The organism is Streptomyces sp. IBSNAI002 (assembly GCF_052244475.1).
In the GTDB taxonomy this organism is placed as follows: Bacteria; Actinomycetota; Actinomycetes; order Streptomycetales; family Streptomycetaceae; genus Streptomyces.
This window is the reverse complement of record NZ_JBQPXG010000002.1, coordinates 5,469,389-5,483,047: the sequence shown is the minus strand read 5'-3', so window position 1 is coordinate 5,483,047 and position 13,659 is coordinate 5,469,389. Positions and strand designations below refer to the sequence as shown.

Below are 13,659 nucleotides of genomic sequence, written 5' to 3'. Positions count from 1 at the left end.
TCTCCAGGAGGCCGGGCGTCGCCCGTTCGGCAGAGACTGGGGCGAATGTCCGTACCGCCTATCCCCCGGAGGAACGATGGCGTCCGCGTCCGTTACGGAGCCCCGTACGGAATACCCCGGTCTGCGGCGGAGCCTCGGCTTCCGGGACCTGGTGGTCTACGGGCTGCTCTTCATCGCGCCGATGGCCCCGGTGGGGGTCTTCGGCACCCTGGACGCCAAATCACACGGCGCGGTCGCCCTGGTGTACCTCGTCGCGACGGTCGCCATGGCCTTCACCGCCTTCTCGTACGCCCAGATGGTGCGGGTCGCCCCGCAGGCCGGTTCGGTCTTCACCTACGCCCGCAAGGGGTCGGCGAGGGGCCCGGCCTGATCGCCGGGTGGATGGCGATGCTCGACTACCTGCTGATCCCGGCGGTCGCGTACCTGTTCTCCGGGATCGCGATGAACGCCCTGGTGCCGGAGGTCTCGCGGTGGGTGTGGACCGCCCTCGCCGTGGTGGTCACGACCCTGCTGAACCTGTGGGGCGTACGGGCGGCCGCCCGCGTGGGCTTCGCCGTGCTGGCCATGGAGATGCTGGTGCTCCTGGTCTTCGTGGTCGCCGCGGTGACCGTGCTGGTGCGGGACGGGGCCCAGCGCGGCTGGCTGTCCCCGCTGACCGGCGACGGCTCGCCGGCCTTCTCGATGGCCGCGGTCCTGGGCGCGGTGTCGGTGGCGGTGCTCTCGTACCTGGGCTTCGACGCGATCGCCTCCTTCGCCGAGGAGGTGACGGGGGGCTCGGCGAAGGTGGCCCGGGCGGTGCTGTTCTGCCTGGGCGTGACCGGGGTCCTGTTCATCGCCCAGACGTACCTCGCGGCGCTGCTCAGCCCGGTCACGCCGGCGGAGCTCGCGGCGGATCCGGTGCGGCAGGGGCCGGCCTTCTACCACGCGGTGGAGGCCTCGGTGGGCTTCTGGCTGCACGACCTGGTGGCGGTCTCCAAGGCGATCGGGGCGGCGTTCGCGGCGCTGGCCGGGCAGGCGGCGGCCGGGCGGCTGCTCTTCGCGATGGCCCGGGAGCGGCGGCTGCCGGGCGTGCTCGCGCGGACCTCGGACGGCACGCCGCGGGCGGCGCTGCTGGTGGCGGCCACGGTGACGCTGGTGTCGGCGGTGTGGGCGGCGCGGCGCGACGACGGGCTCGACCACCTGGTGTCGGTCGTCGACGTCGGGGCGCTGGTGGCCTTCACGCTGCTGCACGCCTCGGTGGTGGGCTGGTTCGTGGTGCGGCGCGCGGAGGGCCGGCCCGTGTGGTGGAAGCACCTGGTGGTCCCGGTGCTGGGCGCGGCGGTCACGGTCACGGTGATCGTGGAGGCCTCCTGGACGGCGCAGGTGGTGGGGGCGGTGTGGCTGGCGGTGGGCCTGGGGCTGCTGGTGGTGCAGCGCGGTCGCCGGGACGCGGGCCCGGGCGACGGCACCGGCCCGGGCACCGGCCCGGGCACCGGCTCCGCCGGCGCGACGGGGACCGACACCGGCCGCGGAGCCTGAGACGCTGTCAGTGCGGCCCGCTAGCCTGCGTACATGGGTCTGAATACGTCGGCCGAGGCGCCGCTGCCGGTAGGCCAGGTGTCCCGGCTCATCGGGGGCTGGATCGAGCGGCTCGGCCAGGTGTGGGTGGAGGGGCAGATCACGCAGCTCTCGCGGCGGCCGGGGGCGGGGGTGGTCTTCCTGACGCTGCGCGACCCCTCGCACGACATCTCGGTCAGCGTGACCTGCTTCCGCCAGGTCTTCGACGAGGTCGCGGACGTCGTGTCGGAGGGTGCGCGCGTCGTCCTGCTGGCCAAGCCCGAGTGGTACGCCCCGCGCGGGCAGCTGTCGCTGCGGGCCACGGAGATAAGGCCGGTCGGCATCGGCGAGCTGCTGGCCCGGCTGGAGCGGCTGAAGCGGTCGCTGGCCTCGGAGGGCCTGTTCGCACTGGACCGCAAGAAGCCGCTGCCCTTCCTGCCGCAGCTGGTCGGGCTGGTGGTGGGCAGGGCCTCGGCGGCCGAGCGGGACGTACTGGAGAACGCCCGGCGCCGCTGGCCCGCGGTCCGCTTCGAGGTGCGCAACGTCGCCGTGCAGGGGGTGCACGCGGTGCCCCAGGTGGTCCAGGCGGTCAAGGAGCTCGACGCCCTGGACGAGGTCGACGTGATCATCGTGGCGCGGGGCGGCGGCAGCGTGGAGGACCTGCTGCCCTTCTCGGACGAGGAGGTCGTACGGGCGGTCGCGGCGGCCCGCACCCCGGTGGTCTCGGCGATCGGCCACGAGCCGGACTCCCCGCTGCTGGACCTGGTCGCGGACCTGCGGGCCTCCACGCCCACGGACGCGGCCAAGAAGGTGGTCCCCGACGTCGGCGAGGAGCTGGAGCGGGTGCGCCATCTCCAGGGCCGGGGGCTGCGCGCGGTGAGCGGGCTGCTGGACCGGGAGGAGCGCGGCCTCGCGCACGTGCTGGCCCGGCCGGTGTTCGTCCACCCGCAGCGGATGGTGGAGACCCGCGAGGACGAGCTGGAGGCCCTGCTCGGGCGCAGCAGGCGGACCCTGGGCCATCTGCTGGACCGGGCGGACTCGGAGCTCGCGCACACCCTCGCCCGGGTGGTGGCGCTGTCGCCGGCGGCGACGCTGGAGCGGGGGTACGCGGTGCTCCAGCGGGCCGACGGGCACGTGGTGCGCACGCCGGAGGAGGTCGCGGAGGGCGAGACGCTGCGGGCGCGCGTCGCGGAGGGGGAGTTCTCCGTGCGGGTCGCCGGTCCCGAATAGCCCCCCGCCGGGCGGAAACGGCGACACACTGCCGCAATCAAGTCGTTGCACTACACACATAAGGTGGATCAGGGAATGGCAGAGGCCGAGACGGCGCTGGGGTACGAGCAGGCCCGCGACGAGCTCATCGAGGTCGTCCGCAAGCTGGAGGCCGGCGGCACCTCGCTCGAGGACTCGCTGGCGCTCTGGGAGCGCGGCGAGGAGCTGGCGAAGGTGTGCCGGCACTGGCTGGAGGGGGCCAGGGCCCGGCTGGACTCGGCGCTCGCGGCGCGTGACGCGGCGGACGGCGACGAGTGATCCCGATCACCCCACCGCGATTTAGTTGAAAGTTCACCTACTTTCGCCGTAGAGTCGGGGACATCGCTTCACCCACGTATGGAAGAAGGCTTTCCGATGTCTCTCGTTCTTGACTCCGCCGCGCAGGACCTGCTGTTCCGCGAGGCCCGCACGGCCAACTCGTTCACCGACGAGCCGGTCACCGAGGAGCAGGTACAGGCGATCTACGACCTGGTGAAGTTCGGCCCCACCGCCTTCAACCAGACCCCGCTGCGCATCACCCTGGTCCGCTCCCCCGAGGCCCGCGAGCGCCTCGTGAAGCACCTGGCCGAGGGCAACCAGGCCAAGACCGCCGCCGCGCCGCTGGTCGCGATCCTCTCCGCGGACAACGAGTTCCACGAGGAGCTCCCGGCGCTGCTGCCGCACTTCCCGCAGGCCAAGGACATGTTCTTCGCCGAGCGCCCGGTCCGCGAGCAGTCCGCCCTGCTCAACGCCGCGCTGCAGGCCGCCTACTTCATCGTCGGCGTCCGCGCCGCCGGCCTGGCCGCGGGCCCGATGACCGGCGCCGACCTCGGCGGCATCCAGAAGGAGTTCCTGGACGCCGACCACACCCCGCTGATGATCGTCAACATCGGCAAGCCGGGCGAGGACGCCTGGTTCCCGCGCTCCCCGCGCCTGGCGTTCGACGAGGTCATCACCACCGTCTGAGCCGCCCCGCACGACACGCGCAACGGCAACGGCCGCGCCCCCGGATCCCGGGGGCGCGGCCGTTGCCGTACGCGGATCCGCTGCCGGAGGGCGGGACGCCACGCCCTGCCGGAGGACGGGGCGTTACGCGCCCTGCTGCTGGCCCTGCTTGAACTCCAGCGCGGCGGCCATGGTGCCGAGCTGCTCGAAGGAGGCCGTCCCGGTGACCACCGTGACGTAGCCCTGCTCCTGCTTCACCAGGGCGTCGTACTTCTCGCCGTCCCAGCGCTCCCACACCGCGTCGCCGACCTGCTGGGTCTGCCCGGTGGGCTTCGCCTTCTGGGTGACCGCGCCGATGTACTTGGCGGAGGTGTCCACGGACTGCTCCACCGACACGTACTGCCGGTCCGGGTCCTGGAAGCCCAGGTGCCAGGCGTGGGAGTCCTTGCGCTGGAACGTCACCGAGGTCGCCCGCCACTCCGCCGGCAGCCCCACCGGGGCGGCCACGGGGTACGGGGCGGCGCGCCGCGCCGTGAGCGTCTCCACCCGGTAGTCGACCGTGCGCGTCGGATCGGCGTCCTCGTCGTGCGGGACGAAGATGTAGATCCCCGCGACCACGATGCCGATCACCCCCAGCGACCGGACCATGTCCCAGACCGTCTGCTTGCCTTTCATACCTGCCACGGGACCATCGTCCCGCATGCGCGGGAGCGATCACCGCCGGGGTGGCCCCACCGGACCGTGCGGCGCGCCCGCCCGGGTGGCAAGACGTCCGCTCAGGCCAATCGGCTGACCGATATTCCGCTCATACGTGACCCGCCCTGCTCAATATGTCGACGTACCGATAGAGTTCCAGCACCCTCACTTCCCGGCCGTCGCCGTACAGAAAGGTGCGCTCCGATGACCGAGCACAACCTGCCGCCCCAGCTCGAAGTCTCCCCGGAGGCCCCCGACCGCAACCTCGCCCTGGAACTCGTACGGGTCACCGAGGCCGCCGCCATGGCCGCCGGCCGGTGGGTCGGACGCGGCGACAAGATCGGTGCGGACGCCGCAGCGGTCAACGCGATGCGCACCCTGATCTCCACCGTCTCGATGAACGGCGTCGTCGTCATCGGCGAGGGGGAGAAGGACGAAGCCCCGATGCTCTTCAACGGCGAGCGGGTCGGTGACGGCACCGGCGCCGAGGTCGACATCGCCGTGGACCCGATCGACGGCACCACCCTGAACGCCAAGGGCATGCCCAACGCCATCGCCGTGCTGGCCGCCGCCGACCGCGGCACCATGTTCGACCCGTCCGCGGTGTTCTACATGGACAAGCTGGTCACGGGCCCGGAGGCCGCCGACTTCGTCGACATCAACGCCCCCGCGTCGGTCAACATCCGCCGCGTCGCGAAGGCCAAGAACATGGCCGTCGAGGACGTCACCGTCGTCATCCTGGACCGCCCCCGCCACGAGGGCATCGTCAAGGAGATCCGCGAGACCGGTGCCCGGATCAAGTTCATCTCGGACGGCGACGTCGCGGGCTCGGTCATGGCGGTGCGCGAGGGCACCGGTGTGGACCTGCTCCTCGGCATCGGCGGCACGCCCGAGGGCATCATCTCGGCCTGCGCCATAAAGTGCCTCGGCGGCACGATCCAGGGCAAGCTGTGGCCGAAGGACGAGGCCGAGCGCCAGAAGGCCATCGACGCGGGCCACGACCTGGACCGCGTCCTGCACACCAACGACCTGGTGTCCGGCGAGAACGTCTTCTTCGTCGCCACCGGCATCACGGACGGCGAGCTGCTGCGCGGCGTCCACTACCGCTCGGAGACCGCGACCACGTCCTCGCTGGTCATGCGCTCGAAGTCGGGCACGATCCGGCAGATCGACTCGACGCACCGCCTGTCGAAGCTGCGCGCGTACAGCGCGATCGACTTCGACCGCGCCCAGTAGTCCCCGGCGCGGCAGCGCGAGAGGGGCGGTCACCGTGTGCGGCGGTGACCGCCCCTCTCGTCTGTCCGCGGACGACGCGTCCCCCGCAAGCCGCGGCAGGAGGCCGGTTCAGCCGGCGGCGGCGATCGGCCCCGACCCCGGGGCCTGGCGCAGCTCGGCCGAGCGGCGCCGCATACGCGCCAGGACCACCCGGCGCTCGGCGGCGGTGAGGCCGCCCCAGACCCCGTACGGCTCGGGCTGGAGCAGCGCGTGCTCCCGGCAGGCGACCATGACCGGGCAGCGGGCACAGACGCGCTTGGCGGCCTCCTCGCGGGAGAGCCGGGCCGCCGTGGGCTCCTTGGAGGGCGCGAAGAACAGGCCCGCCTCGTCGCGGCGGCACACCGCCTCCGCATGCCATGGACCGTCCTCAGCCCTCGCCGGCACCCGCGGCTTCGGCACGACGGCAACCTTCAGGGACTGATGCGGCGGATGCGGCACGGTCTACTCCTGACGACGGGTACGCGAGCGAGAGACGATGCACCTGTCCCTACCCGCTGCACGCGCCCCTATGCACCGGGTGCCACCGGGCGCCGGGGGTTCGTCCGAAACGCGACCCCCGCGACGGGCCCTTTCCGGCCGCCCCGGCCGCCCCGGCCGCCTCAGCCGCCCAGCCGCTTGCGCATCCGGTCGGCGAGATCGACGAGCCGGGCGCCGAGCCTGGGCCGTGCCTCGATGTTGCCCAGCAGGGCGAAGCCGCGGACGATCACGACCGGGGCCTGCGGATCCGTCGCCCCGCGACCCTGGCCGCGCACCTCGAAGTTGCCGAGGACCCCGCTTCCGTAGCCGCGCAGGGTGACGTTCTCCGGGACCACGACCTCGACGTTCCCGAGGACGCAGGTCACGTTGATCTCGGTGACCTGCTGCTCGAAGACCGCCTCGGTGAGGTCGATGCTGATGTCGCCCATGACCGAGACCGCACGGGTGAGGGCCCCGGGGCGCCAGCGGCCCTTGCGGGCGGAGCTGCTGCACACGGCGACGACCGTCTCTGCGTTGCCCGCGGCCGCGGGGCGGCCGGCGTACTCGTACGCGCCGTGGGCGGAGGTGTGGCCGGTGCCCGGCGCGGGGAGGTCTCGTACGAGCACCTCCAGCTCGCCCACCGTCTTGAGGGTGTACAGCGAGTCCAGGCGCTCGGAGTGCTCCTCGGCGGTCAGCCGGCCCTCGGCGAGGGCGTCGGCGAGGATCTGCGCGATCCGGTCCCGGTCGGCGTCGGAGGCGCGCAGTTCGGACCCCGCGGGGGCGGGAACCGGCGCGGGGGCGGGGGCGGCGGGTTGCTTTTCCAGGTCCACGCGACCCAGCATAGCGAGACACGATAGATCGCGATACTCCTGAGTGAGCCTTACCTCACAGACACGGGCACGCCGGGAGGTTCTACGCTGGTGGACTGCGCTGCCAATTGGTCGTCAGCGCTGTCTGCCGAGTGAGGAATGCCCCCCATGTCCCTTAGCTCCCGCCCCCCCGGCCCGGCGTTCGCGTACACCGACCTGCTGCCCCTGGGCGAGGACACCACCCCCTACCGGCTGGTGACCGCCGAGGGCGTGTCCACCTTCGAGGCGGACGGCCGTACGTTCCTCAAGGTCGAACCCGAGGCGCTGCGCAAGCTCGCCGAGGAGGCCATCCACGACATCCAGCACTTCCTGCGCCCCGCGCACCTCGCGCAGCTGCGCCGGATCATCGACGACCCGGAGGCCTCGTCGAACGACAAGTTCGTCGCGCTCGACCTCCTCAAGAACGCGAACATCGCGGCGGCCGGGGTCCTGCCGATGTGCCAGGACACGGGCACGGCGATCGTCATGGGCAAGCGCGGCCAGAACGTGCTCACGGAGGGCGGCGACGAGGCGGCCCTCTCGCGCGGCGTCTACGACGCCTACACGCGCCTCAACCTGCGCTACTCGCAGATGGCCCCGATCACCATGTGGGAGGAGAAGAACACCGGCTCGAACCTGCCCGCGCAGATCGAGCTGTACGCGACCGACGGCGGCGCGTACAAGTTCCTCTTCATGGCCAAGGGCGGCGGCTCGGCCAACAAGTCCTTCCTCTACCAGGAGACGAAGGCGGTCCTCAACGAGGCCTCCATGATGAAGTTCCTGGAGGAGAAGATCCGCTCGCTCGGTACGGCGGCCTGCCCGCCCTACCACCTGGCGATCGTGGTCGGCGGCACCTCGGCCGAGCACGCGCTGAAGACCGCGAAGTACGCCTCGGCGCACTACCTGGACGAGCTGCCGACCGAGGGTTCCGCGACGGGCCACGGCTTCCGCGACCTCGGCCTGGAGGAGAAGGTCTTCGAGCTCACGCAGAAGATCGGCATCGGCGCGCAGTTCGGCGGCAAGTACTTCTGCCACGACGTCCGCGTCGTCCGCCTCCCGCGCCACGGCGCGTCGCTGCCCGTGGCCATCGCCGTGTCCTGCTCGGCGGACCGCCAGGCGACCGCGAAGATCACCGCGGAGGGCGTGTTCCTGGAGCAGCTGGAGACGGACCCGGCGCGCTTCCTCCCCGACACCACGGACTCGCACCTCGACGAGGCCTCGGACGTCGTCTCGATCGACCTGAACCAGCCGATGGACGAGATCCTGGCGACGCTGACCAAGTACCCGGTCAAGACCCGCCTGTCCCTGACCGGCCCGCTGGTCGTGGCCCGCGACATCGCGCACGCCAAGATCAAGGAGCTGCTGGACTCGGGCGCTCCGATGCCTCAGTACCTGAAGGACCACCCGGTCTACTACGCCGGCCCGGCGAAGACCCCCGAGGGCTACGCCTCGGGCTCCTTCGGCCCGACCACGGCCGGCCGCATGGACTCCTACGTCGAGCAGTTCCAGGCCGCGGGCGGCTCCAAGGTCATGCTGGCCAAGGGCAACCGCTCGCAGCAGGTGACGGACGCGTGCGGCGCGCACGGCGGCTTCTACCTGGGCTCGATCGGCGGCCCGGCGGCGCGGCTGGCGCAGGACTGCATCAAGAAGGTCGAGGTCCTGGAGTACGAGGAGCTCGGCATGGAGGCGGTCTGGAAGATCGAGGTCGAGGACTTCCCGGCCTTCATCGTGGTCGACGACAAGGGCAACGACTTCTTCACCTCGCGTGAACCTGAGCAGCCGACGTTCACCAGCATCCCGGTGCGCGGCCCGGGTCTGTAGGCAGGCGGGGCGAGGGCCCCTCCCCCGTTCGGGGGAGGGGCTCTCGTGTGTGTCCGCCGATCGGCAGATGGATCACCGACGGACCCCCGGCGAGGCTGTTCCCGTAGCCAAACAGCCCTCGGAACACGGGAGTTCGCCATGGAGAACCGCAACTGCCCCCGCAGCCGCAACCGCAGCCGCACCCGCGCCCTCGTCCTCTCCGGAACCGCCGCCGCCCTCGTGGCCACGCTGGTCGCGGCGGCCCCCGCCCCGGCCGCGCCGGCCGGCCCGAAGGCCGCCTCCGTCCACGGGAGCGGCACGATCCTCTTCCCGTACGCCGCCGAGGACGACATCCGCTTCACCGTCGACGCCGAATCGACCCCGTGGACCAGGCCGTTCCCCGCCCCGGGAGGCGAGCAGGGCCTGCCGACGGACGCGCGGGGCCGGGTGACCGTCTCCCACCGCTACACGGCGACCGGCTTCACCGCGACGGCCGAGGCGGAGGTGGACTGCCTGGTCACGGGCGGCCGGACCGCCACGCTCACCGCCGTGGTGAAGTCCTCGAACGTGGGCTGGGAGGGCAGGCGGATCGGCATCAGCGTCCAGGACGGCCGACACGGCGAGCCTGACCGCGTCGGGTTCTCCTGGGCCGTCGCCAACGTCGACGTGAAGCCGGACGGCACGGTCGCCGAGGGCACGGTGGGCACCTGCATGGCCCCGGCCCCCTTCACGGAGGTGACCAAGGACGGCTACCGGGTCACCCCGGCTCCCCTCGCCCCGCAACCGAAGCGGTAGCGGAAGGCGTCGGACCCGACAGGTACCGGGCCTCAACGGGGGTGGCCCGGTACCCGTCCTCCCGGACGCACTCCCCGCACGGCTCGCAGTGAAAGGTCGCGTACACCTGCTGTTCGGCCATCCGGGCAGGATGCGGTACCGGGGCGTACCGCGCATCCGGATAACGTCCGGGGCATGACGCAGAAGCAGCTCCGCACCGAGCGGGCCGTGCGCGTGGTCGCCCATCGCGGGGCCTCCCACGAGCACCCCGAGCACACCATGGCCGCCTACCGGCAGGCGATCGAGGACGGGGCCGACGCGCTCGAGTGCGATGTGCGGCTCACCTCCGACCACAAGCTGGTGTGCGTGCACGACCGCCGGGTCGAGCGGACCTCCGACGGGCGGGGGGTCGTCTCCGGGATGACCTACGAGGAGCTGCGCGCGCTCGATTTCGGGGCGTGGAAGGGGGCCGAGCACGCCGGGGCCCGGGTGCTGCTCTTCGAGGACCTGCTGCGGGAGGCGCTGGCCGCGCCGCGGCCGGTCGGGCTCGCGGTCGAGACCAAGCACCCGACGCGCGCGGGCGGGCGTCTGGAGGCCGAGCTGGTGCGGATGCTCCGGGAGTACGGGCTGGCCGACGGGGCCGGTGGCCGCGTCGAGGTGATGAGCTTCTCCCGGACCGCGCTGACCCGGATGCACCGGCTCGCGCCCGGCCTGCCCACCGTGTTCCTGATCGAGCGCGCGGTCCGCCCGGTGCGGCCCCCGTACGCGACCCACGCGGGCCCCGGCATCGATCTGGTGCGGCGGGACCCGGGGCTGGTGGCCCGGCTGAAGGCCAAAGGGCTGGCCGTGCGGGTGTGGACCGTGGACGAGGCGGAGGACGTCGAGCTGTGCGTGCGGCTCGGGGTCGACACGATCATCACCAACCGGCCGCGGGACGTGCGCAAGCTGCTGCGCGACATGTGACACCCGGCCGGGGTGCGCCGGCCGGGCGTGGGGGGTCGCAGGGGCGGATCGGGGCGGGGTTACGCGAAGCGCTGGTTCGCCGAGCCGTTGCAGGTCTGCAGGCGCAGCGGCTCGCGGGCGGCGGCGACCGTCAGGCACATGCCCGGGGAGGCCGCGGGGCGCAGGGTGGCCCCGTCGCGGACGAACTGCTGGTTCGCGCCGCCGTGGCAGTTCCAGATGATCAGGCCGGTGCCGGGGCCGTAGTGGGCGCCGGGGGCGTCGAGGCAGCGGTCCTGGGTGAGTTCGATGTGGACGGACTTGCGGACGGAGTCGTACCACCAGCCCTGGTTGCGGCCGCCGTGGCAGTCCCAGCCCAGGACCGCCGTCTCATTGGCGCTGGAGCCGCCGTTGGAGTCGAGGCAGGTGCCGGTCGCCTCGTTCCTCAGGGGCTTGAACTTGTCGTCCCAGGACCCGGCTTGGAGGACGGGGGTGCCGGTGCTCGCGGGGTCGGCGCAGGAGGCCTCCCGCAGACCGGAGCCGTAGAGCTGGGTCAGGCAGGACGCGAACGCGCCGTGGCCCCGGTAGTTGGGGTGGAAGGACTGGCGGGCGGTGTTCTCGTCCCACGGGAAGTGGTCGCCGAGGTCCAGGTAGAGGCCGCGGGCCCAGGTGTCCTCCATGCACACCTCGTGCCCGTGGAAGAGCCGCGAGTTGTCGAGGTAGGTGGCGCCGGAGGCGAGGGCCGCGGCGCGCATGCCCTTCTCGAAGGCGGGTACGGCGTGGTTGCGGCCCCAGGTGGCGTCGGAGTCGTAGCCGGCGCAGCCGCCGGGCAGCTTGCCGGGGAAGTTCGGGTTGTCGTGGAAGTCGGGGCCGATGGGGCTGGGGTAGCCCATGACGACGAGCTTGTAGTCGGAGTCGGCGTAGCCGGCGTCGCGCATGACGGTCTTCAGGTCGGCGACGGTGGCCTCGACCTTGGGCTTCAGGCCGTCGACGCGGGCCTGCCAGCCGGGGGCGTACTTGGGCTCGCAGGTGCCCTGGCTGAGCACCCAGCGGGTGACGCAGTCGGTCATGACCGGGCCGAACTGCAGGTCGTCGTTGGCCCCGGCGACCAGCAGCACCATCTTGATCTTCGTATTGCGGGCCTTGATGGCGAGGCTGTCGCTCTGGACCAGCTCGTCGGCGTACTGCTTGCTGCCGCCGATCCTGATGTTGCCGGTGTACCCGCCGGAGCAGGCGACGTTGAAGGTGAGGTCGGCCGGGATGCCGGTGCGGTGGATCGCCGCGTCGGGCGAGCGGTGGCACTGGTTGTCCGGCGTGTTGGTCGCGGGGTCGTAGTTGCCGACGCCCTCGCCCGAGATCTCGCTGTCGCCCAGCGAGATCAGGCCGGTCTTGCGCTCGGCGAGCGGGCGCACGGCGGCGTCGCCGTAGATCCTGACGGCTTCGGCGGCGCGGATCGCCTCCAGCTCGGGCGAGAGGGGGGTCACCGCCCCTGCCGCCGCTGCCGCGGGCACCGCCGCGTGGGCCGTGGGGGTGATGGCGGTGACGCCCCCGAGGGCGGCCGCGGCCGCCGCGATCGCGGCGACGGTAGATCTGAGCCTGGGTTTCCTGTGTGCACGTGTCATGAACGCCTCCCCGAGTACCGGTGTTACCCCCGGTATTTACTGGCCGGTAGGGGAGTTGGGAACACTTCGAACAAGACAATTGCTCAACTTTTTGAGGAGGCCACGAAAATGACCGATCAGCAGCAGGCCCAGGAGTTCCGGACCGAGCACGACTCCATGGGCGGCGTACGGGTGCCCGCCCATGCCAAATGGCGTGCTCAGACCCAGCGCGCGGTGGAGAACTTCCCCATCTCGGGACAGCGGCTCGAGTCCGCCCACATCGAGGCGCTCGCCCGCGTCAAGGCCGCGGCCGCCGTGGTCAACGCGCGCCTCGGCGTCGTCGACCGGGACATCGCCGAGGCGATCCGGTCCGCCGCCGAGGAGGTCGCCGAGGGCCGCTGGGACGACCACTTCCCCATCGACGTCTTCCAGACCGGCTCGGGCACCTCGTCCAACATGAACGCCAACGAGGTGATCGCCACCCTGGCCACCGAGCGGCTGGGCCGGGAGGTCCACCCCAACGACCACGTCAACGCCTCGCAGAGCTCCAACGACGTCTTCCCCTCGTCCATCCACATCGCCGCCACCGCCGCCGTCACCCGCGACCTGATCCCGGCCCTGGAGCACCTCGCCGCCGCCCTGGAACGCAAGGCCGCCGAGTTCGCGCAGGTCGTCAAGGCCGGGCGGACGCACCTGATGGACGCCACGCCGGTCACCCTGGGCCAGGAGTTCGGCGGGTACGCCGCCCAGGTCCGCTACGGCGTCGAACGGCTGCGCGCGGCCCTGCCGCGGCTGGCCGAGCTGCCGCTGGGCGGCACCGCGGTCGGCACCGGGATCAACACCCCGCCCGGGTTCTCCGCCGCCGTGATCGCCGAGGTGGCCGCCGGCACCGGGCTGCCGCTCACCGAGGCCCGCGACCACTTCGAGGCCCAGGGGGCGCGGGACGCGCTGGTGGAGACCTCGGGGATGCTCCGTACGGTCGCCGTCTCGCTCACCAAGATCTGCAACGATCTGCGCTGGATGGCCTCCGGCCCGCGCACCGGATTGGCCGAAATCAACCTCCCGGATCTGCAACCGGGATCCTCGATCATGCCCGGGAAGGTCAATCCGGTCGTCCCGGAGGCCGTCCTGATGGTCGCCGCACAGGTGATGGGCAACGACGCCACCGTCGCGGTGGCGGGCGCGGCCGGCAACTTCGAGCTCAATGTGATGCTCCCGGTGATGGCCCGCAACCTCCTCGAATCGGTCCGGCTGCTCGCCAACGCGAGCCGTCTGCTGGCCGACCGCACGGTGGGCGGGATCACCGCCAATGCCGGGCGGGCCAGGGAGTACGCCGAGTCCTCCCCCTCCGTGGTGACCCCGCTGAACCGGTACATCGGCTACGAGGAAGCGGCCAAGGTCGCCAAGAAGTCCCTCGCCGAGCGGAAGACGATCAGGGAGGTCGTCCTGGAGTCCGGCTACGTCGACCGCGGCGCCCTCACCCTCGAACAGCTCGACGAGGCGCTGGACGTGCTGCGCATGACGCACCCCTGAGCGACGCC

At 72.1% G+C, this 13,659-nt stretch carries 12 protein-coding genes and 1 pseudogene; 9 read left to right on the top strand and 4 right to left on the bottom strand.

Annotated features, from left to right (window positions below):
* The first annotated feature begins 76 nt into the window (after positions 1-76).
* The 4 genes and pseudogenes from ACTVZO_RS26620 to ACTVZO_RS26605 all read left to right on the top strand — a co-directional run bounded on the left by ACTVZO_RS26620 (position 77) and on the right by ACTVZO_RS26605 (position 3,750).
* A pseudogene (locus tag ACTVZO_RS26620) lies at positions 77-1,518 on the top strand (APC family permease).
* A 33-nt stretch (positions 1,519-1,551) separates the two neighbouring features.
* Complete coding sequence (xseA, locus tag ACTVZO_RS26615) at positions 1,552-2,766, top strand: exodeoxyribonuclease VII large subunit (RefSeq protein ID WP_443300761.1); 1,215 nt, start codon at positions 1,552-1,554, stop codon at positions 2,764-2,766.
* A 75-nt stretch (positions 2,767-2,841) separates the two neighbouring features.
* Positions 2,842-3,063 carry an exodeoxyribonuclease VII small subunit gene (locus ACTVZO_RS26610; protein ID WP_384223380.1) on the top strand — a complete coding sequence of 74 codons (222 nt, stop codon included), beginning with the start codon at positions 2,842-2,844 and terminating at the stop codon, positions 3,061-3,063.
* 96 nt (positions 3,064-3,159) lie between these two features.
* Complete coding sequence (locus ACTVZO_RS26605) at positions 3,160-3,750, top strand: malonic semialdehyde reductase (RefSeq protein ID WP_443300760.1); 591 nt, start codon at positions 3,160-3,162, stop codon at positions 3,748-3,750.
* Positions 3,751-3,873: 123 nt separating this feature from the next.
* Here the strand turns inward: ACTVZO_RS26605 and ACTVZO_RS26600 are convergent, their stop codons facing one another.
* Positions 3,874-4,404: a DUF4245 domain-containing protein gene (locus ACTVZO_RS26600; protein WP_443303274.1), complete on the bottom strand. Its 531-nt coding sequence runs from the start codon at positions 4,402-4,404 to the stop codon at positions 3,874-3,876.
* Positions 4,405-4,629: 225 nt separating this feature from the next.
* Here ACTVZO_RS26600 and glpX point away from each other — a divergent pair, with 225 nt between their 5' ends.
* Positions 4,630-5,661 (top strand): class II fructose-bisphosphatase, encoded by a 1,032-nt coding sequence (gene glpX / locus ACTVZO_RS26595; RefSeq protein WP_443300759.1) that lies wholly within the window; start codon positions 4,630-4,632, stop codon positions 5,659-5,661.
* Between the two features lie 108 nt (positions 5,662-5,769).
* Here glpX and ACTVZO_RS26590 read toward each other — a convergent pair whose 3' ends face one another.
* Both ACTVZO_RS26590 and ACTVZO_RS26585 read right to left on the bottom strand, forming a co-directional pair.
* Positions 5,770-6,138 carry a WhiB family transcriptional regulator gene (locus ACTVZO_RS26590; RefSeq protein ID WP_385062306.1) on the bottom strand — a complete coding sequence of 123 codons (369 nt, stop codon included), beginning with the start codon at positions 6,136-6,138 and terminating at the stop codon, positions 5,770-5,772.
* Between the two features lie 161 nt (positions 6,139-6,299).
* Positions 6,300-6,986: a DUF1707 SHOCT-like domain-containing protein gene (locus ACTVZO_RS26585; protein WP_443300758.1), complete on the bottom strand. Its 687-nt coding sequence runs from the start codon at positions 6,984-6,986 to the stop codon at positions 6,300-6,302.
* Between the two features lie 147 nt (positions 6,987-7,133).
* Between ACTVZO_RS26585 and ACTVZO_RS26580 the strand changes: the two genes are divergently transcribed.
* The 3 genes from ACTVZO_RS26580 (at position 7,134) to ACTVZO_RS26570 (ending at position 10,541) form a co-directional block, all read left to right on the top strand.
* Complete coding sequence (locus ACTVZO_RS26580) at positions 7,134-8,825, top strand: fumarate hydratase (protein ID WP_443300757.1); 1,692 nt, start codon at positions 7,134-7,136, stop codon at positions 8,823-8,825.
* Between the two features lie 138 nt (positions 8,826-8,963).
* Positions 8,964-9,599 (top strand): hypothetical protein, encoded by a 636-nt coding sequence (locus ACTVZO_RS26575; protein WP_443300756.1) that lies wholly within the window; start codon positions 8,964-8,966, stop codon positions 9,597-9,599.
* Between the two features lie 174 nt (positions 9,600-9,773).
* A complete protein-coding gene (locus ACTVZO_RS26570; protein ID WP_443300755.1) occupies positions 9,774-10,541 on the top strand; it encodes a glycerophosphodiester phosphodiesterase in 768 nt (255 codons plus the stop codon).
* 59 nt (positions 10,542-10,600) lie between these two features.
* Here the strand turns inward: ACTVZO_RS26570 and ACTVZO_RS26565 are convergent, their stop codons facing one another.
* On the bottom strand, positions 10,601-12,139 hold the full coding sequence (locus ACTVZO_RS26565) for a ricin-type beta-trefoil lectin domain protein (RefSeq protein ID WP_443300754.1): 1,539 nt from the start codon (positions 12,137-12,139) through the stop codon (positions 10,601-10,603).
* 108 nt (positions 12,140-12,247) lie between these two features.
* Here ACTVZO_RS26565 and ACTVZO_RS26560 point away from each other — a divergent pair, with 108 nt between their 5' ends.
* Entirely contained in the window at positions 12,248-13,651 is a 1,404-nt protein-coding gene (locus ACTVZO_RS26560) for a class II fumarate hydratase (protein WP_443300753.1), read from the top strand.
* Positions 13,652-13,659: the final 8 nt, after the last annotated feature.